We start from the raw sequence: 21,551 nt of genomic DNA, 5'->3' as shown, positions 1-21,551 counted from the left end.
ATAAATGGACCAAACCACGAAAGCAGGTGTACTGCAAGTTGTATATCAGTAGCGCTCGGGCCCGCAAGCGCGGCGCCCATGTCCAATGGAAACGCCATGACTGATACCACCATTCAGAGACAGCGGGATTCCGCTGAAACAACGGTATTCGCCGTTATTTTCGCCGTCAGCTTCTGCCATCTGCTCAATGACATGATGCAGTCGCTGCTTGCTGCCATCTATCCGATGCTCAAGGACAATTACGGGCTGAACTTCAAGCAGATCGGCCTGCTGACGCTGACGTTCCAGGTCACCGCGTCGCTTCTGCAGCCGGTGGTGGGCGCCTATACCGACAAGCGGCCGATGCCCTATTCGCTGCCGGTCGGCATGGCGTTCTCGCTTGCTGGCCTCGCCATCCTCTCCGTCGCCGCGCATTACTACATGCTGCTGCTGGGCGCGGCCATGATCGGCATCGGCTCCTCCATATTCCATCCGGAATCGTCGCGGGTGGCGCGCATGGCATCCGGCGGCCGCCACGGCCTTGCCCAGTCCTTTTTCCAGGTCGGCGGCAATTTCGGCACGGCGCTCGGCCCGCTGCTGGCGGCGTTCATCGTCCTGCCGCGCGGACAGCAGAGCATCGCCTGGTTCTCCGCCGCGGCACTGGTCGGCATGATCATCCTCTATCTCGTCGGCAATTGGTACCAGCGCTATCGTGCGGCAAATGCCAACAGGCCGGCGGCAAGCCGTGCCCTGCGGCTGCCGCGCCGAAAGGTGGTGATCTCGCTGGTCATCCTGGCCCTGCTGGTTTTCACCAAGAACATCTATCTGGCGAGCATTTCGAGCTACTATACGTTCTACGTCATCCACAAATTCGGCGTGACGGTGCAGGAATCGCAGATGCTGCTGTTTCTCTTCCTCGGCGCAGCGGCGGTCGGCACCGTGCTCGGCGGACCGATCGGCGACAAGATCGGCACCAAGGCCGTCATCTGGTTCTCGATCCTCGGCGTGCTGCCCTTCACGCTGGTCATGCCCTATGCCAACCTGTTCTGGACCGGCGTCCTGACCGTCATCATCGGCTTCATCCTCTCCTCGGCATTCCCGGCGATCGTCGTCTTCGCACAGGAACTGGTGCCGGGAAGGGTCGGCACCATCGCCGGGATATTCTTCGGCTTCGCCTTCGGCATGGCCGGGATCGCGGCGGCGGTGCTGGGTGTCGTCGCAGACAACAAGGGCATCGATTTCGTCTATGCCGTCTGCTCCTACCTGCCATTCCTCGGCCTGCTGACGATCTTCCTGCCGGGCATGAAAGAGGTTCGCGGCGAAACGGCACGGGCCTGAACCGGGCGCTTTTCAACCACCCCGCTGGCAGCAATTGTCAGCGGGGTGGTTTGTATTTCTACGGTGATACCCATATAAGGAACAGCATTCCATGGGGCCGGGCCGACAGGCCTGTCCGCTATCCGGTAGTGCGCGGCTCTCTTCTCACTCTCCCGAGTATCATCATGTCCTCTGCCATTTCCGTGAACAGCCTGAACAAGACCTACGAGTCCGGGTTTCAGGCGCTGAAGAACATCAATCTCGATATAGAGCGCGGCGAGATATTCGCCCTGCTTGGCCCCAATGGCGCCGGCAAGACGACGCTGATCAGCATCATCTGCGGCATCGTCAACCCGACCTCCGGCCTGGTTCTTGCCGATGGTCACGACATCATCAAGGAATACAGGGCCGCCCGCAGCAAGATCGGCCTCGTTCCGCAGGAACTGACCACCGACGCCTTCGAGAGCGTCTGGGCGACGGTGAGCTTCAGCCGCGGGCTGTTCGGCAAGCCGGCCAATCCGGCGCATATCGAGAAGATATTGAAGGAGCTTTCGCTCTGGGACAAGAAGGACAGCAAGCTCATGACGCTTTCGGGCGGCATGAAGCGGCGCGTGATGATTGCCAAGGCCTTGTCGCACGAACCGGAAATCCTCTTTCTCGACGAGCCGACGGCCGGCGTCGACGTCGAGTTGCGGCGCGACATGTGGAACGTCGTCCGCGCCTTGCGCGAATCCGGCGTCACCATCATCCTGACGACCCATTATATCGAGGAAGCCCAGCAGATGGCCGACCGCATCGGCGTCATCAATCGCGGCGAGATCATATTGGTGGAAGAGAAGGACGCGCTGATGCGCTCGCTCGGCAAGAAGCAGCTGCGCCTGCAACTGGCCCAGCCGCATGAATCCATACCCGGCAACCTTGAGAAATACGGGCTGGAGCTTGCCGCCGGCGGGCGCGAACTCGTCTACACCTACGACACCCAGAAGGAACGCACCGGCATCACCGCTCTGCTGAAGGATCTCGACCAGGCCGGCGTGCGCTTCAACGACATACAGACCAAGGAAAGCTCGCTGGAGGAAATCTTCGTGAGCCTGGTGAGGGAACGGCAATGAATCTCTACGCCATAAAAGCCATCTATCTCTTTGAAATGCACCGCACATGGCGGACGATCATGCAGAGCGTGATTTCGCCGGTGCTCTCCACCAGCCTCTATTTCGTCGTGTTCGGCTCGGCCATCGGCGGCCGCATCCCCGAGATCAGCGGCGTGAGCTATGGCGCCTTCATCGTGCCCGGCCTGATCATGCTGTCGCTGCTGACGCAGAGCATATCGAACGCCTCCTTCGGCATCTATTTCCCGAAATTCGTCGGCACGATCTATGAGGTTCTGTCGGCGCCCGTCTCCTATGTGGAGATCGTCATCGCCTATGTCGGGGCGGCGGCGACCAAATCCATCATCCTCGGCCTGATCATCCTCGCCACGGCAGCGCTGTTCGTGCCGCTTCGGATCGAACATCCATTCGTGATGCTGCTCTATCTGGTGCTGACGGCGGTGACGTTCAGCCTGTTCGGCTTCATCATCGGCATATGGGCCGACGGTTTCGAAAAGCTGCAGCTGGTGCCGTTGATGATCGTCACGCCGCTGACCTTCCTTGGCGGCAGCTTCTACTCGATCGACATGCTGCCGCCCTTCTGGCAGAAGGTCACGCTGCTCAATCCGGTGGTCTATCTGATCAGCGGTTTCCGCTGGAGCTTCTACGGCCTCGCCGACGTCCATATCGGCACGAGCCTCGCCATGACGGCGCTCTTCCTCCTCGGCTGCATGCTGGTCCTGCGCTGGATCTTCAAGACGGGCTACCGGCTGAAAAGCTAGGGAAGCCAGGGAAGCTAGGGAAGCCAGGGATTAGGGGCGCACTCTTTCTCATGCTCAAAAAAAGCGATCGCATAAACGTTGGTCGTGCTTCGTGGTTCGACTAGCTCACCATGAGGGGCTCACCATGAGGGAATTGGGTGTTTGGCAGGGGGATAATTCTGCGAGGTTTCAAACCTGGGCTCCCTGCTTTTCTGCAATCAAATCAATCATCCTCATCCTGAGCTTGTTGAATGACCCCACGACAGTAATGCAACACACGTCTCCCCTGGTGGGATAAGTCGATACTTATCCCACCTGTTTGAAACCGGGTTATTCTGATTCGGTCCTTTCCAGTGGGGGAGCAGCTTCCGGTGCTGTTTCGACAAGCTGGGAAAGGATGGCGTTGCCGGACAGGCGGGAGTGACAAACCCGATCGGCCGGCAAACTGCAGAAGGAAACGGAGGTGGCGCTTCGTTTTCCGGGTTGTTGCGTCTGACAAGCGTGACAACAGCAGGCAAAGACGTCGCGGGCGGTCTTCGGACCTCGACCCTGATACCACTACGACGCGCTGAAGACCGCCCGTCTCCCCCCATTTCAATGACCAGACGCGATTTCGCGGGCGTGGTGCGGATTTTCCGTATTTAATCCCTGCATCACACCAAGTTGCCTCATGCTGAGCCCCCACCTCCCTCATGCCGATCTCCACCTCCCTCATGCTGAGCCTCGTGAGCCTGCCGAACCACGAAGCACGCACTATTTCGATGCAGCGCTTTGTAAGGGGTATTGCACGAACGTTGCTGCGCCCTTCGACAAGCTCAGGATGAGGGGAAATTGTTGATTGCAGGAAGGTCGTTCTGCGATCTCTCAACACCGCCAACGCCACAGAACTACCACCCTGCCAAACACCCAAACCCCTCATGCCGATCTCCACCTTCCTCATGCCGAGCCTCGTGAGCCTGCCGAACCACGAAGCACGCACTATGTTGATGCAGCGATAAAAGCGATTGCACAAACGTTGCAGCGACCTTCGACAAGCTCAGGATGAGGGTAAATTGTTGATTGCAGGAAGGTCGTTCTGCGATCTCTCAACACCCCACCGACGCCACAGAACTACCACCCTGCCAAATACCCAAACTCCTCATGCTGAGCCAACTTCCCTCATGCTGAGCCTGGTGAGCCTGCCGAACCACGAAGCACGCACTATTTCGATGCAGCGTGTGTAAGGGGACTGCATCACCGTTGCTGCGCCCTTCGACAGGCTCAGGATGAGGGGAAATTGTTGATTGCAGGGCGGTCGTTCTGCGATCGCTCAACACCCCGCCAACGCCACAGAACTACCACCCAGCCAAATACCCCCAACCCCTCATGCTGAGCCCGTCGAAGCACGCGGTACATTATTGCCATCTCTGATTTCAGCGTTGCATCAACATCGTGCGTGCTTCGACATGCCTGCCACCCACTGGGGCGGCGGCTTCACAGCTCCCGCAGCGCGGCGCGCAGCCTGCACCCTCGACATGAGGGGAGGTTGGGCACCGCAGGGAAGCCGTTATGGAAATCCGGGCCGGCGGCGGATACCAGGCATGGTGGCGTGTTAGTATTTGCGCGTGAGGTAAACTCCCATGGAGTGGGTATCGTAGTCGTAAAGGCCGATATTCGAATTGTTGCGGACATAGGCATATTCCAGTCGCGGAGCGATGCGCCTGAAGCTCAAGCCACGGAAGGTCAGCGACGAGACCAGGCTCAGCTGCCCGTCCCTGCGGTTTTCGCCCGTCCATGGGAACTTTCCGTCATAATCGCGGAACTGATAGCCAAGGCCGATACTGCCGAGCACGCCGAAAGGCAGGTCGCTGTAGATCTCGAAATAGGGCCGCACCGCATTATAGCTGTTGAACTCCCTCTCTGCCTTGACCCGCGTCAGTTCCGCCCCGGTATTGGCCACCAGCGCGGCGGAAAAGGCGTGCTGGTAGCGCAGGCCGCCGGAAATTTCATATCCGTCGAAAGCATCGAGATCGTCATAGTCCAGCCTGCGGAGGCGGCCGGTGAACCGCATCGTGTCGCCGCTATTGCCGAAGCTCTTCTGGATGCTCCACTGCGCACCATAGGCGAGGCGATAGCCTTGCCAGTCGAAGGAAAGGCGCTCCATTGTCGGGCCGACGCCAAAACGCCAGCGGCCGGTCTTGTATGAGAATTCGGAAAACACCTGGCCGGAGAGGGAGTCATATTCGCGCCCGCCATATTTGGTGCCGTCGAAACTGCCGCCGAGGGTGAGCCCCATCCTTTCATTGAGATCGAACCGGTACGATCCCGAACCGCCAAAGCTGACGCCGATGCCGCTTTGCTTCCTGTTGGCCGGCTTCACCGGCACGCCGCCTATGAATACCGTATCGGCCGCCACGCCGCGGCTGATATTCGTGCTCGGGGCGAGGGCGACATAGCCATCGAGCGACCATGGCCGCCGCGAGTCGATGGCGTCGAGATAGTCATTGTAGAGCGAGCGAAATGCCGGCGAATGGCTGGTCGCCGACAATATGCCGAACTGGTGCCGCGCATGGTCGTTCTCGCCGAGCAGATAATAGCTATGCGCCAGTTCCTGCCGCACCCGATCGAACTCGGGATTGTCGAGCAGGATCGCCTCCATCGCATCAGCGGAAGCCTGCAGCTGCCGCTGATGCTTGAGGATGAGCGCCTCGGTGAACGCCTTCGCCACCCGCTTGCTCGGGCTGTCCTCGCCCGAAGCGGCAACGAGCTGGCGCGCCGCATCATATTGGCCGGATTCGATCCGCGACTTTACCTGCGCGAAGGAATAGGACCCCTCCGCATGGGCATCGGCAATGGTCAAACATCCGAGGAGGATACCGAGCGCCAATGCCGCCCGGTATCGCCGGCCCTTGAGCCTGCCTGTCATCATTTCGTTCCTGGCAGCGCGATCAATTCGGCTTTTCGCCGTGGAACGCCCCGATGATGTTGGTCGGTTCGCTGCCGGAAACGGTAGCCTGCAATGTGCCGGCCGTTTCGCTGCCGCCAGCATTGAAGAAGCCACCCTGTACCGCGCCGGAAACAGCTTGAACGCCCTCCCCGGTGACGGTCACCTTGTCGGCGCTATAGCTCGCCTTGTCTGCCGCCATCTTGCCGTCGAAGCCTATGCCGGTCACCATGCCCGCTGCTGCAGTCGGACTGGTCTGGTCCAGTGGCCCCCTCAAACCCTGGATCGTACCCTTGACGGTTCCGGCGCCGAAATCGGCCGCCAGGTCGAAGGGGCCTTCCAGATGCGCCCGCACGCCGCTATTGCCCTTGCCGGCATTGGCCGCACCGACAAAAATACCCTCATAGGTCGCGGTGCCCGAAGTGGGGAGGTTTGTCGGCGCCCGGCCGCCATAGAGCGCACCGGCGGAGAAGCTCTTCTCCGTCGAATTGTCGACCAGAAGCCCGAAAGCGGTGGGGTTGTCCTTCGAGTCGCGCGAGGCGTCGCTCATCAGGAAGCGGATATTGTCATCTTTGCCGCCGCCGCTGCGCGCAGTATTCAGCATCTGGCCGGCCGCGGTTCCGTCCTTGCTGAATTTCAGGAACACCGGCGCGTACTTCCCTGAAATCGTCGCTCCGGCTGCCTTTGTATCCCCCAGCGTGGCCGAATAGGCAAACGTCTTCAGGCTTCCATCCTCGGCGGTCTGCAAACCGGTACCCTTCAGGCTGTAATCGCCGCTCTGCGCCGTGTCCTTGGCTTCGGCTCCCGCCGTCTTGCCGGCGAGCGCCAGGGACGGAGCTTCCTCGTGCTCTCCGTGCTTGCAGCCAGCTATTGCCAAAGCAATAGCAGCCAGGATGAGAAGATCGTGCCGCATGAAAACCTCTTCTGAAAAATCTGTTTAAGCAATATCCTTATCTGTAGAACGATTTCCAACATTCGATCTATTGGTAATAAGTATGAGTACTAAACCAAGTACAACTTGTAGAAGTGTCGAGAAATAATATTCGGGGAAAGGGCCGCAATTGCGGTCAGAAGCGCGGCGCGGGCTCGAAATAGCTGCGATTGACGCGGTATATCCTGTCTTTTCCGAGCATATAGGCGCTCAGCGCCGCAAGATCGAACAGGCCGTGAAAGGCGCGGTTCATGATGTTCAGCCCGCCGGTATAGGCGCCGAAGGCCGGCATGATCATGCGGGAATGGTCGGTCGCAAAACAGCGGCGCTGCACCGCCTGGCCGCGCCAGACGATCCTTGCGGCGGGGTGCAGATGGCCGGCGATCTCGCCCGCGGGCGCGTTGCGCGTCGGTTCATGACGGAAGACCAGCCCGCCGAGCGCCAGTTCGGCACAGGTTTCGCCGGGCAGCGCGCCCGGATGATGCGGATCGTGATTGCCGGTGATCCATATCCAGTGCCTGCCTCGCATCAGCGTCATCAGATGGCTTGCGGATTCCGGCGTAAGGCGCGTCGCGGCCTCGCCATCATGGAAACTGTCGCCGAGGCTGAGAACGGATTTCGGGCGGTAGCGGCCGATGAGCCGGGCAAGGGCGGCAAGCGTCGTCAGCGTGTCATAGGGCGGCAGCAGCATGCCGCGTCGCGCAAAGGACGAACCCTTTTCGAGATGCAGGTCGGAGACCACGAGCAGGCCGTCCTCCGGCAGGTAGATCGCGCCCGCGGGGTCGCAGACCAGCCGGTGCCCGGCAAGATCGAGCTCGGCCGCGCCGGCGGGCACGGGCGCGATGTCGAGAGCTGCCATGTTCATCGGTGGTCCGTCATTTCGCGCGTCATTTCCTCCGCGATCTCTTCCAGCAGCATGTCATGCGCTTCGCCGGGCACACGTTCCTTGCCGATCTCCATCATCACGGGCACCGCCAGCGGCGAAATCCTGTCGAGGTCCCGATGCACGATATGGCCCTTGATTCGTCCAAGCATAACGCCAAGCCGTCCAATGTCGAGCAAGCCGGTTGCCGCATCGGCGCGCGTCGCCTGCAGAAGTATGTGGTCCGGTTCGTGCTCGCGCAGCACGTCATAGATGAGATCGGTCGAAACCGTCACCTGGCGTCCTGTCTTTTCCTGCCCGGGATGGCGCTTTTCCACCAGCCCTGAAATCAGGGCGCAATTGCGGAATGTGCGCTTCAGCATGAAACTTTCCGACAGCCATGCCTCGAGATCGTCGCCAAGCATGTCCTCGTCGAACAGGTCGGCGAGAGGCAGTTCGCCGCTGCGGAACATCTTGCCAAGGTCGCGCATGCCCCAGACCGAGATGGCATAATCGGTGGCGATGAAGCCGAGCGGCCGCGCCCGGGCGCGCTCCAGCCGCCGCGTCAGCAACATGCCGAGCGTCTGGTGGGCGAGCCTGCCTTCGAACGGATAGGCCACCATGTAGGAGCGGTTGCCGCGCGGAAAGGTCTCGACGAGAAGGCTGCCCGGCTGCGGCAATGTGGACTTGTCCCGTTGCAGCCGCAGCCAGTCGCTCACCTGCTCGGGCAGCGCGCGCCAGCGCTCCTCGTCGGCCAGCATGGCGCGCACCTGGTCGGCGAGATAGGTGGTCAGCGGAAACTTGCCGCCGGCATAGGAGGGGATCTTGGCATCGAAGCCCTTCGCCTCGGAGACGAGGCATTCGTTTTCCCTGATGCCTTCGAAGCGCAGCACCCGGCCGGAAAAGAAGAACGTATCGCCCGGCGCCAGCGCTTCGAGGAAATGCTCCTCCACCTTGCCGAGCACCGGGCCGCCGCGCACATTGATGCCCTTGCCGCTGCGCCGGGTCAGCCGCACGGTCAGCGCCGCCGCTTCGATGATCGTCCCGACATTCAGCCGGTATTGCTGCGCCACCCTTGGGTGTGTCACGCGCCAGCTGCCATCCGCCGTCTGGCGGATCTTGGCGAAGCGCTCATAGGATTTCAGCGCATAGCCGCCGGTGGCGACGAACTGGACGATGCGCTCGAAGGTCTCCCGCGCCAGCGGCGCATAGGGCAGGGCCGTGCGCACCTCGGCGTAAAGTTCATCGATGACGAAAGGCGCGGCGCAGGCCATGCCGAGCACATGCTGGGCAAGGACGTCGAGCGCGCCGACGCCGAGCGGCGGCGTATCCTGCGCGCCGAGGTAGTTGGCATCGAGCGCCGCCTGGCATTCCATCACCTCGAAGCGGTTGGCCGGCACCAGAATGGCGCGCGAGGGCACGTCCATGCGGTGGTTGGAGCGGCCTATGCGCTGCGCCAGCCGGCTAGCGCCCTTCGGCGCGCCGACATGGATGACGAGATCGACATCGCCCCAGTCGATGCCGAGATCGAGCGTCGACGTGGCGACGACCGCGCGCAGGCTGTTCGCCGCCATCGCCTGCTCGACCCTGCGCCGCTTGCTGACATCGAGCGAGCCGTGATGCAGCGCGATGGGCAGGTTGTCGTCATTGATCATCCACAGGTCATGGAACAGCCGCTCGGCCTGGCTGCGCGTATTGACGAAGATCAGCGTCGTGCCATGCGCCTTGATCGCGTCATAGATGCCGGGAAGGGCGTAGACGGCGGAATGGCCGGCCCAGGGCACGCGGTCTTCTGTTTTCATGATGGTGATGTCCGGCCTCGCGCCGCCTTCGACGACGATCAGGCTTGCAAGCGCAGCCGAACCGTTCTGGGACTCCAGCTGGGGCACCAGCCATTGCCGCAGCATGTCGGGCTCGGCGACGGTGGCCGAGAGGCCGATCGCCTGCAGCCCGGGCTGCAACCGGCGCAGGCGCGCGAGGCCCAGCGCCAGCAGGTGCCCGCGCTTGGAGGTGATCAGCGAATGGAGCTCGTCGAGGATCACATAGCGCAGATCCTCGAAGAAGCGCGCCGCATCCTTGCTGGCGATGAGCAGCGCCAGCTGCTCCGGCGTCGTCAGCAGGATGTCGGGCGGGGCGAGCTTCTGGCGCTGGCGCTTGAAGGCGGGCGTATCGCCGGTGCGGGTCTCGATCGAGATCGGCAGCGCCATCTCCTCGATCGGCTTTGCCAGATTGCGCTGGATATCGACGGCAAGCGCCTTAAGGGGCGATATGTAGAGCGTGTGGATGCCGCGACCGGGCGCATTGCCCTTGCCGCGCGTCGCAAGGTCCGTCAGGGCTGGCAGAAACCCGGCCAGGGTCTTCCCGGCGCCGGTCGGTGCGATGAGCAGGGCGGAATTGCCCGCATCCGCCTCGCGCAGAAGGTCCAGCTGGTGTTGGCGGGGGCTCCAGCCCTTGTCCTGGAACCAGCGCAGGAATTGCGGCGGCAGGAGGGGGGTGTCGTCCAATGTTTCGGGCTTGCTCACAGCGGCGAATGTAGCGATTGCCGGTCTGCGCGCCAAGGTCCCTGGCATCTGTCGAAGCATGCACGACGCTGCTGCAAATAGCGCGATACGGAATTTGCGTGGAGCCAAAAGCGCACTATCTTCGTTTAGCCATGGCCGGAGCAGGGGGAGAAGGTGCTGAAACGACCGGAAGACTTGTTGCGATCGACGCCGGCGGGGCTCTATTGTCCGCCGGGCGATTTCTACATCGATCCGATCCGGCCGGTGCAGAAGGCGCTCATCACCCATGGCCATTCGGATCATGCGAGGTCCGGCCATGAAAGCGTCATGGCGACGCGCCAGACACTCGACATCATGGCGCTGCGCTACGGCAGTGGATTCGCTGCCGTGACACAGGCGGCGACGCTCGGCGAAACCGTCGTCAACAACGGCGTCAGCGTCAGCTTCCACCCTGCCGGGCATGTGCTCGGATCGGCGCAGATCGCGGTGGAGAAGGATGGCATGCGCATCGTCGCCTCGGGCGACTACAAGCGCAGCCCCGACCCGACCTGCCTCGGCTTCGAGCCGGTGGCCTGCGACGTCTTCATCACCGAGGCGACGTTCGCGCTGCCGGTGTTCCGGCACCCGGACAGCCGCGACGAGATCGCCAAGCTGCTGCGCTCGGTCGAGCAGTTTCCGGAACGCTCGCATCTCGTCGGCGCCTATGCGCTCGGCAAGGCGCAGCGCGTCATCCGCATGCTGCGCGATGCCGGCCATGACAGGACGATCTATATCCACGGCGCACTGGCGAAGCTCTGCGACTACTACCAGTCGCAGGGGATCGACCTCGGCGACCTCTCGCCGGCCACGGTCGATACAGACAACGCCGGCGATTTTGCCGGGGCCATCGTCATCGGTCCGCCATCGGCTTTCCTCGATCGCTGGGCGCGGCGTTTCCCCGACCCGGTCTCCTGTTTCGCCTCGGGCTGGATGCGCATCAGGCAACGCGCCAGGCAGGGCGGCGTCGAACTGCCGATCATACTTTCGGACCATTGCGACTGGGATGAGCTGACGCGGACGATAACGGAACTCGATCCCGATCAGGTCTGGGTCACCCATGGCCGCGAGGAGGCGCTGGTGCGCTGGTGCGAGCTCAATGGCTACAAGGCCAGGCCGCTGCATCTGATCGGTTACGAAGACGAGGGCGACTGATGGAAGAGTTTGCCGAACTCCTCGACCGATTGGTGCTGACGCCGGCCCGCAACGGCAAGCTGACGCTGCTCGTCGATTATTTCAGCAGGACGCGCGACCCGGATCGCGGCTATGCGCTGGCGGCCATCACCGGCGATCTCAACATCGCCAACGTCAAGCCGGCAATGCTGAGAAGCCTGATTGCGGAGCGAATGGACGAGCAATTGTTCGGCTATTCCTATGATTATGTCGGCGATCTCGCCGAGACGATATCGCTGGTCTGGGCGGCGGAAGATGCGCCGCGGGCCAATGCGGCGCCGTCGCTCGGCGATATCGTGACCTCGCTCATCCACGCATCCCGCAGCGATGCGGTCCGGCTGGTGGAGCGCTGGCTCGATCGGCTCGACGCATCGGCGCGCTACGCCTTGCTGAAACTGGTGACCGGCGGCCTGCGGATCGGCGTGTCGGCGCGGCTTGCCAAGCAGGCGCTGGCGCAGTTCGGAGATGTGGATGTCGGCGAGATCGAGGAATTGTGGCATGGATTGAAGCCGCCCTACGAGCCGCTCTTCGCCTGGCTGGAGCGCAAGGCGGACAAGCCGCAGGGCCTTGCCAGCGCGCCCTTCCGCCCGGTGATGCTGTCGACGCCGCTGGAAGAGCCGGACTATGGCAAGATCAACGCGGAAACCTATGCGGCCGAGTGGAAATGGGATGGTATCCGCGTGCAGCTGACGGCGGAAGGCGGCCAGCGGCGGATCTATTCGCGCACCGGCGACGACATCTCCCACGCCTTCCCGGACGTGGCCGACGCCATGAGCTTCGCCGGCACGCTGGATGGTGAATTGCTGGTGGGGCGGCCATCGGCAACCGGCATCGAAGTCGGGTCGTTCGGCGATCTGCAGCAGCGGCTGAACCGCAAGACGGTGACGGCAAAACAGCTCGAGAGCTTTCCCGCCTTCGTGCGGCTCTATGATCTCCTCTTCGACGGGGACGAGGATATCCGCGCCCTGGCTTTCATCGAACGCCGGGCGCGGCTGGAGACGTTCGTCGCCGGGCTCGATCCCGCCCGCTTCGACCTCTCGCCGCTGGTGCCGTTCGAGACTTTCGACGATCTGGCGGAACTGCGGGGCAACCCGCCGCATCCGATCATCGAGGGGCTGATGCTGAAGCGGCGGGATTCCGCCTATGTGCCGGGGCGTCCCAAGGGACCGTGGTTCAAGTGGAAACGCGATCCGTTCATCATCGACGCGGTGCTGGTCTACGCGCAGCGCGGCCATGGCAAGCGCTCCAGCTATTATTCGGATTATACATTCGCGGTGTGGACCGGACCGGAGAGCGACCCGCAGCTCGTCCCGGTGGGCAAGGCCTATTTCGGCTTCACGGACGAGGAGCTGAAGCAGCTCGACGCCTTCGTCCGCAACAATACCACCGAGCGCTTCGGCCCGGTTCGCTCGGTGCGGGCCGAACCCGACCACGGGCTGGTGCTCGAAGTGGCGTTCGAGGGGCTGAACCGCTCCAATCGGCACAAGTCCGGCGTCGCCATGCGCTTCCCGCGAATATCGCGATTGCGCTGGGACAAGCCGCCGATAGAGGCGGATCGTCTCGAAACGCTGGAAGCACTTTTGCGTGATAGCGAAACCGCAGGTTGAGTATTGTCGCGGCAATTTGCGGATTGTGGTGTTTTCCACACAAATCGGTATGACCTAAGTCTTAGGATGTAGGCCGCGTTTCCGGCAGAAAATGGCGGGAATCGGGCATGTGGTCCATATGGTGCAACGATGTTTGACGTGGCCGTAACCCCCATTATCGCTACAACCCCGACAAAGCCTCCTTGCGTTCATGCAAAAATTGTCATTTGTTCATGCCTTCACATTCTCTTAGAGGGGAAGGAACAGACAAATGTCCCACATGAAACTCAATCTCCGCGCCGCGCTCCTGCTTGGGTCGCTGCTGATCGGCGCGAGCCCCGCTCTGGCCGAAATGGTGCTGCATCGCGGCAATAGCGGCGAGCCGCAAACGCTGGACCAGTCGCAGACCTCCATCGACATCGAGGCCTTCATCCTGAAGGACCTTTACGAAGGGCTGACCGTCTATGACGCCAATGGCAAGATCGTGCCCGGCGCGGCGGAAAGCTGGACGATCTCGGATGACGGCACGGTCTATACGTTCAAGCTCCGCGCCAATGCCAATTGGTCCGATGGCAGCCCCGTGACGGCGGAAGACTTCGTGTTCTCGCTGCGCCGCATCCAGGACCCGAAGACGGCTGCCGGCTACGCCAATATCCTCTACCCGATCAAGAACGCGGCGAAGATCAACAAGGGCGAGGCCAAGCTCGAAGAGCTGGGCGCCAAGGCGATCGATGCGAAGACGCTGGAGATCACCCTCGAAAACCCGACGCCGTTCTTCATAGAGCTGCTGTCGCACCAATCGGCGCTGCCCGTCAGCAAGGCGAGCTTCGAAAAGAACGGCGCCGATTTCGTCAAGCCGGGCAAGCTCGTCGGCAATGGCGCCTTCAAGCTCGTCGAGCATGTGCCGAACGATCACCTGACCGTGGTCAAGAACGAGAATTACTGGGATGCGGCCAACGTCAAGCTCGACAAGGTCATCTTCTACCCGATCGACGACCAGGCGGCGAATGTCCGCCGCTTCGAAGCGGGCGAACTGCATCTCGTCTATAATTTCGCCAGCGACCAGATCGAGCGGCTCCGCGCGCAATATGCCGACCAGGTGCATGTGACCCCGTCCTTCGCCACCTATTACTATCCGTTCGATACGCGCGCCGAACCCTTCAGCGACGTGCGCGTGCGGCGCGCGCTGTCGATGGCGGTCGATCGCGACTTCCTTTCCACCGAGATATTCAACGAGTCCAAGCTGCCGATGTATTCGCTGGTGCCGCCCGGCATCGAGAATTACGGCAAGCCGGAGCTGCCCGATTTCGCCGAGATGTCGCAGCTCGACCGCGAGGACAAGGCCATCGAGCTGATGAAGGAGGCCGGTTATGGCGAGGGCGGCAAGCCGCTCAATATCGAGATCCGCTACAACACCAATCCGAACCATGAGCGGGCCGCGACCGCCGTCGCCGACATGTGGAAGAAGACGTTCGGCGCCAATGTCACATTGGTAAATCTCGACATTTCCTCGCACTACGCCTACCTGCAGGAAGGCGGCAAGTTCAATGTCGCCCGCGCCGGCTGGGTGGCGGATTATGCCGATGCCGAAAACTTCCTCAACCTGAACTACAGCGGCAACAAGACCTTCAATTACGGTCACTACAACAATCCGGAATTCGACGAACTGCTGCAGAAATCCTACAAGGAACGCGATCCCGCGGCGCGCTCCAAGCTGCTGCACCAGGCCGAAGCCCTCGTCATGCGCGACCAGCCGATCGCGCCTCTGGTCAACGACGCGAATTTCTGGCTGGTCTCCAGCAAGGTCAAGGGCTGGGGCGACAACGGCAATAATGAACATCTGAGCAAGTATCTCAGCGTCGAGGAATAGGATTTTGCATTGCGGCCTGCGATCGGGGTTCGATGGCAGGCCGGCAACGGGTTCCGGCGTGGCTCAGTTTTCTCATAATTCGACACATGAAACCGTGTTCCACCCGGTGCGGGCAGCCTGTTCGCCCGCGCCGGGAGGAGCCGTTTCCATGGGACACAGCCGCGACGGGAACCCGAACGCAAGCCGGGTAGAATCTTCTCCGGGAGTATAGCGGATGTTTCACTTCATTCTTCGCCGATTGGCGAGTGCGGTGCCGACCCTCTTCATCGTCGTCACCATTTCCTTCTTCCTGATGCGCTTCGCACCGGGCGGCCCGTTCAATCTCGAACGGCCATTGCCGCCGGCGACGATGGAAAACCTGATGCGGGCCTATCATCTCGACCAGCCGCTCTGGAGCCAGTATCTCCAATATCTGAAGAACGCGGTCACCGGCGATTTCGGGCCGAGCTATATCTACAAGGACAACACGATCGCCGAACTGATCGGCAAGGGCCTGCCCTATTCGATAAGGCTGGGCAGCCTCGCCTTGATCTTCGCGCTCGTGGGCGGCGTGCTCGTCGGCACGCTGGCGGCCCTGCGGCAGAACTCGTTCCTGGATTTCCTCGTCATGTCGGTGGCGACGACGGGCGTCACCGTGCCCAATTTCGTCGTCGGGCCGGTCCTGCTGCTCATCTTCTCGCTGACATTCTCGCTGCTGCCGGGCGGCGGGTGGGGCGATGGTTCGTGGCCATTCCTCATCCTGCCCGTGATCACGCTCGGCCTGCCGCAGCTCGCGGTGTTCGCCCGCCTGACGCGGGGATCGATGATCGAGGCGCTGCATGCGGATCACATCAGGACGGTGCGGGCCTATGGCCTGCCGCAGCGGGTGGTGGTGATAACCCACGCCATGCGCGGCGCGCTGCTTCCGGTGGTCTCCTACCTTGCTCCCTGCGCGGCTGCGCTGCTGACGGGCTCGGCTGTGGTTGAAAGCATATTCACCATCCCCGGCGTCGGGCGCTACTTCGTGCTCGGTGCCATCAACCGGGACTACACTCTGGTGATGGGCACCGTCGTTCTGGTCGCGGTCTTCGTCATCGTGTTCAATCTCGTGGTCGATATCATCTACGGCCTGCTCGATCCGAGGGTTCGCCATGACTGACATCCCGACGACCATCGTTCCGCCGGAGGAGACCCGGGGACGCAGCCTGTTCCAGCTGGCGCTGATCCGCTTTCGCCGCAACAGGGCCGCCATGGCGGGCAGCATCATGCTGCTTCTGATCATGCTGTTCTCGTTCGTCGGCCCCTATTTCATCAGCCACAGCTATGATCAGGTGTTTCCGTCCTATGTGGCGGTGGCTCCGAGCATCGAGCCATTGCCGAAAGCCGATACGCTGGGCGACGTCCTGAAGGGCGTTGCCACCCGGGCGCGGGTGGAACTGCGCGAATTCGCCATCGAGGACAATGGTTTCACGGCCACGATACAGTCCGACAAGACCATCGATCCGCGGACGATACGCTATTTCGACCGTGCCAACGAGTTCGACAATACGCAGGTTGTCGCAACCGAGGATGACGGGCGCACGCTCAAGGTCTCGGGCGAGGTCAACCGCGAATATTTCCCCTTCGGCACCGATACGAACGGCCGCGACATGCTGGCGAGGGTCATGCTGGGCGGACAGATATCGCTGGCGGTGGGGCTGCTCGCCAGCCTCGTATCGCTCGCCGTCGGCGTTACCTATGGCGCGGTCTCCGGCTATATTGGCGGGCGCATCGACAATGTGATGATGCGGCTCGTCGAAATCCTCTATTCGCTGCCCTTCGTGTTTCTCGTGGTGGTGCTGGTGGTGTTTTTCGGCCGCAGCTTCATCCTGATCTTCCTCGTCATCGGCGCGGTGGAATGGCTGGACATGGCGCGTATCGTCCGTGGCCAGACCCTGGCGCTCAAACGCCGCGAATTCATCGGCGCGGCGCAGGCTTTGGGCCTGACGGACTGGCAGATCATCCGGCGTCACATCATCCCGAACACGATCGGTCCCGTCGTGGTCTTCGTCACCGTCGTCGTGCCCAAGGTCATCCTGCTCGAGAGCTTCCTCTCCTTCCTCGGCCTCGGCGTACAGGCGCCGCTGACCAGCTGGGGCGCCTTGATCTCGGAAGGCGCGGCCAAGATGCAGTCCGCGCCATGGCTGCTGATATTCCCCGCCATTTTCTTCGTTCTCACCCTGTTCTCGCTGAATTTCATCGGCGACGGACTGCGTGATGCGCTAGACCCGAAGGATCGCTGACCATGACGGATGATATGGAAAACATATTGGCCGTGCGCGGCCTGAAGGTCGACTTCACCACCCCCGACGGCGAGGTCAACGCCGTCAAGGGCATCGATCTCGACGTGAGGCGAGGCGAGACCCTCGCCGTGGTGGGCGAGTCCGGTTCGGGCAAGAGCCAGACGATGATGGGCATCATGGGCCTGCTCGCCGCCAATGGCCGCGTGGCCGGTTCGGCGAAATATCGCGGCAAGGAACTGGTGGGGCTGCCGGTCAAGGGGCTGAACACCGTCCGCGGCTCGAAGATCACCATGATCTTCCAGGAGCCCATGACCTCGCTCGATCCGCTCTATACGATCGGGCGCCAGATCGCCGAGCCGATCGTCCATCACAAGGGCGTCAGCTTCAAGCAGGCGCGGGTCAGGGCTCTCGAACTCCTGAAGCTCGTCGGCATCCCCGAGCCCGAGCGCCGCATCAACTCCTACCCGTATCAATTGTCGGGCGGCCAGCGCCAGCGCGTCATGATCGCCATGGCGCTCGCGAACGAGCCCGATCTCCTGATCGCCGATGAACCGACGACGGCGCTGGATGTAACCATCCAGGCGCAGATTCTCGATCTCCTGCGCTCGCTGCAGAAGCGTTTCGGCATGGCGATCGTGCTGATCACCCATGATCTCGGCATCGTCAGACATTTTGCCGAACGCGTCGTCGTGATGCGTCGCGGCGAAGTGGTGGAAACCGGCACGATCTCGGACATATTCGAGCGTCCGCGGGAAGATTACACCAAGATGCTGCTTGCGGCTGAGCCGAGCGGCACAAAGGGGCCGCCGGAGGATACCGCTCCCATCGTTCTGGAAGGCCGCAATGTCAGCGTCGATTTTGCCGTCGGCGGTGGCTTCTTCCGGTCGGCGACTGCCGTGTTCCGCGCGGTCGATGGCGTGAACGTGCGATTGAAACAGGGGCAGACGATCGGCATCGTCGGTGAATCCGGTTCGGGCAAATCGACGCTCGGCCGCGCCCTGCTGCGCCTGCTGCCGAGCAGCGGCCAGTTCCATTTCGACGATACGAACATCACCAATTACGGCCGCTCCGCCATGCGGCCGCTGCGGAAGGAATTGCAGCTGGTCTTCCAGGACCCCTACGGGTCGCTGTCGCCGCGCCAGACGGTCGGCGAGGTGATCACGGAGGGCCTGCTGATCCACGAGCCGCAATTGTCGCGCGCCGAGCGGGACAGCCGCGCCGTTGCGGCGCTCAAGGAAGTTGGGCTCGATCCGGCGGCGCGCAATCGCTATCCGCATGAATTCTCCGGCGGCCAGCGGCAGCGCATCGCCATTGCCCGCGCCATGATCCTGAAGCCCAAGGTGGTGATCCTCGACGAACCGACATCGGCGCTGGACCGTTCGGTGCAAGGCCAGGTGATCGATCTCCTGCGCGACCTGCAGGAGAAATATGGCCTGTCCTATATCTTCATCAGCCACGATCTGGCGGTGATAAGGGCGATATCCGACTATGTGATCGTCATGAAGAACGGCAAGATCGTCGAGGAGGGGGAGACGGGAGAAATATTCGCCGACCCGCATCACGACTATACGAAGACGCTGATCGGCGCCGCCTTCGACCTCTGACACGGCGCTTCGTCAACACCGGAGCCCGCGCCTCGCCCGGCGCGGGTTTTTCCTTGCGGACGCGCCCGCCTCGCCGTGGTCCGGAACATATCCATTTGTCGATGGTTCTACGGGCGCACGTATCGGTTGAAGGCATGAGAAATTCATTCCTGCTATGTGCCGTATTATGGTATATTTTTGCAGCCAAGCGCTAAACTTGGCTTCGGATATCTATGCACGGCCGAGCCAAAGTGACATTTTCTCGGAATGACCAAGGCGCATCGGCGCGCCCGGCAGAAAGCGACGGAATAAGATGAACTGGCTGAAATCACTTGTAGTTGTTGGCGCCCTCGCAATTGCTCCCGCGCATGCGCTTGCGGGAGAAAATCTCGAGCAGATCAAGGCGGCCGGCGTGTTCAAGATCGGGACGGAAGGGACCTATGCTCCCTTCACCTATCATGATGCGTCGGGCAAGCTCGTCGGGTTCGACGTCGAGATCGGCGAAGCGATCGCCAGGGAGCTTGGCGTGAAGCCGCAATTCCTCGAGGGCAAGTGGGACGGCCTCATCGCCGGCCTCGACGCCAATCGCTATGACACCGTGATCAATCAGGTCGGCATCACCGAAGCGCGCAAGGCGAAATATGATTTCTCGGAGCCCTATATCGCGTCGAAGGCAGTGCTGATCGTCAAGGGCGACAATGACGAGATCAAGGGTTTCGCCGACCTGAAGGGCAAGAAGTCGGCGCAATCGCTGTCGAGCAATTTCGGCAAGATCGCACAGAGCAACGGCGCCGAACTCGTCGGCACCGATGGTTTCGACCAGTCGATCCAGCTTCTCCTCAGCGGCCGCGCCGACGCGACGGTCAATGACAGTCTTTCCTTCCTCGACTTCAAGAAGCACAAGCCGGATGCGAACGTGAAGATCGCCGCCGAACAGGAGAATGCGGATTATTCCGGCATCATCATCCGCAAGGGCGAGCCGGAGCTGCTGGCTGAGATCAACAAGGCGCTCGAGAAGATCAAGGCTGACGGCACCTACCAGAAGATAGCGGACAAATATTTCGGCCAGGACGTTTCCAAGTAGTCCGTTTACGCCGATTGATATTTGCGCTCTAACAGGGCAGGGGGTAACCCCTGCCTTTGTTTTGAGGAGAAAAGGCCGTGCCACACTGGCTGAACCTGATGCTTGAATCGCTGGCTCCCCTGCTTTGGGCCGGCTTGATCTTCACCATTCCGCTGACGCTTCTGTCCTTCATCTTCGGCCTCACCCTCGGGCTGGTCGCGGCGCTCATCCGGCTGTTTGCGCCGGCGCCGGTGGCGGCCATCATCAAATTCTATGTCTGGATCATCCGCGGCACGCCGCTGCTGGTGCAGTTGTTCCTGATCTTCTACGGCCTGCCGAGCGTCGGCATCGTGCTCGATGCGTTCACCGCCGCGCTGATCGGCTTCACCCTGAACATCGGCGCCTATACGTCGGAAATCCTGCGCGCCGTCATCTCCTCGGTGCCGAAGGGCCAGTGGGAGGCAGCCTATTCGATCGGCATGAGCTGGTCGCAGGCCATGCGCCGGACGATCCTGCCGCAGGCGACGCGCGTTGCGGTTCCGCCGCTTTCCAACACGTTCATATCGCTCGTCAAGGATACGTCGCTTGCCGCTGCCATCACCGTTCCCGAACTCTTCCAGGCGGCGCAACGGATCGTGGCGACGACCTACGAGCCGCTGATCCTCTATATCGAGGCTGCGCTGATCTATCTGGTGCTCAGCTCGGTCCTGTCGGCCTTGCAGGCGCGGCTCGAATTGAGACTCAATCGCTATGGCGGATTTCTGGAGGCGCGTTCATGATGATAGAGCTCAAGAACATCGTCAAGAAATTCGGCGATCAGACCGTTCTCGACAATGTGTCGCTCAATGTCGCCGAGGGCGAGGTGCTTGCGCTTGTCGGTCCCTCCGGCGGCGGCAAGAGCACATTGCTGAGATGTATCAACCTTCTGGAGATTCCGACATCGGGCAGCGTCGAGATCGCCGGCGATCGCCTGGAGTTGCAGCCGGGCGTGCGGCCGGGGGCGAAGGCCATCCAATCCCTGCGCCGCCATACCGGCATGGTGTTCCAGAACTTCCAGCTTTTCCCGCACAGGACCGCCATCGACAATGTGGCGGAGGGACTGGTGACTGTCCTCGGCTGGCCGAAAGCCAAGGCGCGGGATCGGGCCCTGTCGCTGCTGGACAAGGTGGGGCTGGCGCACAAGGCGGATGCGTGGCCCGCGACATTGTCGGGCGGACAGCAACAGCGCGTCGCCATCGCGCGCGCCCTGGCGCCGTCGCCGAAGGTTCTCCTCTGCGACGAACCGACCTCCGCCCTCGATCCGGAACTGTCGGGCGAGGTGGTGGACGTCCTCGCGCAATTGGCGCGGGAAGGCACGACCATGGTGATGGCGACGCACGACCTGCGGCTTGCGTCGCGCATTGCCGGCGAGGTCGTGGTGCTGGAAGGCGGCGTCGTCGTCGAGACCGGGACGTCGCGCGATATATTCACCCGGCCGCAAAAGGAACGCACCAAGCGCTTCATTGCCACGCTCACGCAGGAAAACCACACGCATGGCGATGGAATCTGAGCCCTACCTGCTCTAATTATGTACTTTCCTTATGCAGACCGTCTGAGACAATCGCATTGAAGCTCAAA

General features: G+C 61.8%; 16 protein-coding genes. 12 read left to right on the top strand and 4 right to left on the bottom strand.

Annotated features, from left to right (window positions below):
• Nucleotides 1–96 precede the first annotated feature (96 nt).
• The 3 genes from M8997_RS19165 (at nt 97) to M8997_RS19155 (ending at nt 3,166) form a co-directional block, all read left to right on the top strand.
• Nucleotides 97–1,317: an MFS transporter gene (locus M8997_RS19165; RefSeq protein ID WP_250019586.1), complete on the top strand. Its 1,221-nt coding sequence runs from the start codon at nt 97–99 to the stop codon at nt 1,315–1,317.
• 164 nt (nt 1,318–1,481) lie between these two features.
• Entirely contained in the window at nt 1,482–2,408 is a 927-nt protein-coding gene (locus M8997_RS19160) for an ABC transporter ATP-binding protein (RefSeq protein WP_250019587.1), read from the top strand.
• Nucleotides 2,405–3,166, top strand: a complete 762-nt coding sequence (locus M8997_RS19155; RefSeq protein ID WP_250019588.1) for an ABC transporter permease — start codon at nt 2,405–2,407, stop codon at nt 3,164–3,166. The genes M8997_RS19160 and M8997_RS19155 overlap by 4 nt, the downstream gene beginning before the upstream one ends.
• A 1,570-nt stretch (nt 3,167–4,736) precedes the next feature.
• Here the strand turns inward: M8997_RS19155 and M8997_RS19150 are convergent.
• The 4 genes from M8997_RS19150 to M8997_RS19135 form a co-directional block, all read right to left on the bottom strand.
• Nucleotides 4,737–6,050 carry a surface lipoprotein assembly modifier gene (locus M8997_RS19150; RefSeq protein ID WP_250019249.1) on the bottom strand — a complete coding sequence of 438 codons (1,314 nt, stop codon included), beginning with the start codon at nt 6,048–6,050 and terminating at the stop codon, nt 4,737–4,739.
• A 22-nt stretch (nt 6,051–6,072) separates the two neighbouring features.
• Nucleotides 6,073–6,981, bottom strand: a complete 909-nt coding sequence (locus M8997_RS19145) for a transferrin-binding protein-like solute binding protein (protein ID WP_250019250.1) — start codon at nt 6,979–6,981, stop codon at nt 6,073–6,075.
• 154 nt (nt 6,982–7,135) lie between these two features.
• Nucleotides 7,136–7,864: a ligase-associated DNA damage response endonuclease PdeM gene (pdeM, locus tag M8997_RS19140; protein WP_250019251.1), complete on the bottom strand. Its 729-nt coding sequence runs from the start codon at nt 7,862–7,864 to the stop codon at nt 7,136–7,138.
• A complete protein-coding gene (locus tag M8997_RS19135; RefSeq protein WP_250019365.1) occupies nt 7,861–10,431 on the bottom strand; it encodes a ligase-associated DNA damage response DEXH box helicase in 2,571 nt (856 codons plus the stop codon). The genes pdeM and M8997_RS19135 overlap by 4 nt, the downstream gene beginning before the upstream one ends.
• 108 nt (nt 10,432–10,539) lie before the next feature.
• Here M8997_RS19135 and M8997_RS19130 point away from each other — a divergent pair, with 108 nt between their 5' ends.
• The 9 genes from M8997_RS19130 to M8997_RS19090 all read left to right on the top strand — a co-directional run bounded on the left by M8997_RS19130 (nt 10,540) and on the right by M8997_RS19090 (nt 21,483).
• Nucleotides 10,540–11,553 (top strand): ligase-associated DNA damage response exonuclease, encoded by a 1,014-nt coding sequence (locus tag M8997_RS19130; RefSeq protein WP_250019366.1) that lies wholly within the window; start codon nt 10,540–10,542, stop codon nt 11,551–11,553.
• Nucleotides 11,553–13,178 (top strand): cisplatin damage response ATP-dependent DNA ligase, encoded by a 1,626-nt coding sequence (locus M8997_RS19125; protein ID WP_250019252.1) that lies wholly within the window; start codon nt 11,553–11,555, stop codon nt 13,176–13,178. Before M8997_RS19130 ends, M8997_RS19125 begins: the two co-directional genes overlap by 1 nt.
• 250 nt (nt 13,179–13,428) lie before the next feature.
• Nucleotides 13,429–15,027 (top strand): peptide ABC transporter substrate-binding protein, encoded by a 1,599-nt coding sequence (locus M8997_RS19120; RefSeq protein ID WP_250019253.1) that lies wholly within the window; start codon nt 13,429–13,431, stop codon nt 15,025–15,027.
• A gap of 214 nt (nt 15,028–15,241) precedes the next feature.
• Complete coding sequence (gene oppB, locus M8997_RS19115; RefSeq protein WP_250019255.1) at nt 15,242–16,165, top strand: oligopeptide ABC transporter permease OppB; 924 nt, start codon at nt 15,242–15,244, stop codon at nt 16,163–16,165.
• The gene (locus tag M8997_RS19110; protein WP_250019257.1) at nt 16,158–17,288 is read left to right on the top strand and encodes an ABC transporter permease; all 1,131 of its coding nucleotides are present in this window, start codon (nt 16,158–16,160) and stop codon (nt 17,286–17,288) included. Before oppB ends, M8997_RS19110 begins: the two co-directional genes overlap by 8 nt.
• 2 nt (nt 17,289–17,290) lie before the next feature.
• A complete protein-coding gene (locus M8997_RS19105; protein ID WP_250019258.1) occupies nt 17,291–18,892 on the top strand; it encodes an ABC transporter ATP-binding protein in 1,602 nt (533 codons plus the stop codon).
• Nucleotides 18,893–19,184: 292 nt separating this feature from the next.
• Complete coding sequence (locus tag M8997_RS19100; RefSeq protein WP_250019259.1) at nt 19,185–19,955, top strand: amino acid ABC transporter substrate-binding protein; 771 nt, start codon at nt 19,185–19,187, stop codon at nt 19,953–19,955.
• Between the two features lie 77 nt (nt 19,956–20,032).
• Nucleotides 20,033–20,713, top strand: a complete 681-nt coding sequence (locus tag M8997_RS19095; protein WP_250019260.1) for an amino acid ABC transporter permease — start codon at nt 20,033–20,035, stop codon at nt 20,711–20,713.
• Entirely contained in the window at nt 20,713–21,483 is a 771-nt protein-coding gene (locus M8997_RS19090; protein ID WP_250019367.1) for an amino acid ABC transporter ATP-binding protein, read from the top strand. The genes M8997_RS19095 and M8997_RS19090 overlap by 1 nt, the downstream gene beginning before the upstream one ends.
• The last annotated feature ends 68 nt before the right edge of the window (nt 21,484–21,551 follow it).

This window comes from Phyllobacterium sp. 21LDTY02-6 (genome assembly GCF_023554255.2).
GTDB lineage: Bacteria > Pseudomonadota > Alphaproteobacteria > Rhizobiales > Rhizobiaceae > Phyllobacterium.
This window is presented reverse-complemented; position numbering and strand designations above follow the sequence as displayed.

Bases quoted from the DNA above. Each gene is read 5' to 3' on its own strand.
- M8997_RS19155 (WP_250019588.1), top strand. From the start codon at position 2,405: ATGAATCTCTACGCCATAAAAGCCATCTATCTCTTTGAAATGCACCGC.
- M8997_RS19120 (WP_250019253.1), top strand. From the start codon at position 13,429: ATGTCCCACATGAAACTCAATCTCCGCGCCGCGCTCCTGCTTGGGTCG.
- oppB (WP_250019255.1), top strand. From the start codon at position 15,242: ATGTTTCACTTCATTCTTCGCCGATTGGCGAGTGCGGTGCCGACCCTC.
- M8997_RS19100 (WP_250019259.1), top strand. From the start codon at position 19,185: ATGAACTGGCTGAAATCACTTGTAGTTGTTGGCGCCCTCGCAATTGCT.
- M8997_RS19165 (WP_250019586.1), top strand. From the start codon at position 97: ATGACTGATACCACCATTCAGAGACAGCGGGATTCCGCTGAAACAACG.
- M8997_RS19150 (WP_250019249.1), bottom strand. From the start codon at position 6,050: ATGACAGGCAGGCTCAAGGGCCGGCGATACCGGGCGGCATTGGCGCTC.
- M8997_RS19110 (WP_250019257.1), top strand. From the start codon at position 16,158: ATGACTGACATCCCGACGACCATCGTTCCGCCGGAGGAGACCCGGGGA.
- M8997_RS19105 (WP_250019258.1), top strand. From the start codon at position 17,291: ATGACGGATGATATGGAAAACATATTGGCCGTGCGCGGCCTGAAGGTC.
- M8997_RS19090 (WP_250019367.1), top strand. From the start codon at position 20,713: ATGATAGAGCTCAAGAACATCGTCAAGAAATTCGGCGATCAGACCGTT.
- M8997_RS19125 (WP_250019252.1), top strand. From the start codon at position 11,553: ATGGAAGAGTTTGCCGAACTCCTCGACCGATTGGTGCTGACGCCGGCC.
- pdeM (WP_250019251.1), bottom strand. From the start codon at position 7,864: ATGAACATGGCAGCTCTCGACATCGCGCCCGTGCCCGCCGGCGCGGCC.
- M8997_RS19160 (WP_250019587.1), top strand. From the start codon at position 1,482: ATGTCCTCTGCCATTTCCGTGAACAGCCTGAACAAGACCTACGAGTCC.
- M8997_RS19145 (WP_250019250.1), bottom strand. From the start codon at position 6,981: ATGCGGCACGATCTTCTCATCCTGGCTGCTATTGCTTTGGCAATAGCT.
- M8997_RS19135 (WP_250019365.1), bottom strand. From the start codon at position 10,431: ATGCCAGGGACCTTGGCGCGCAGACCGGCAATCGCTACATTCGCCGCT.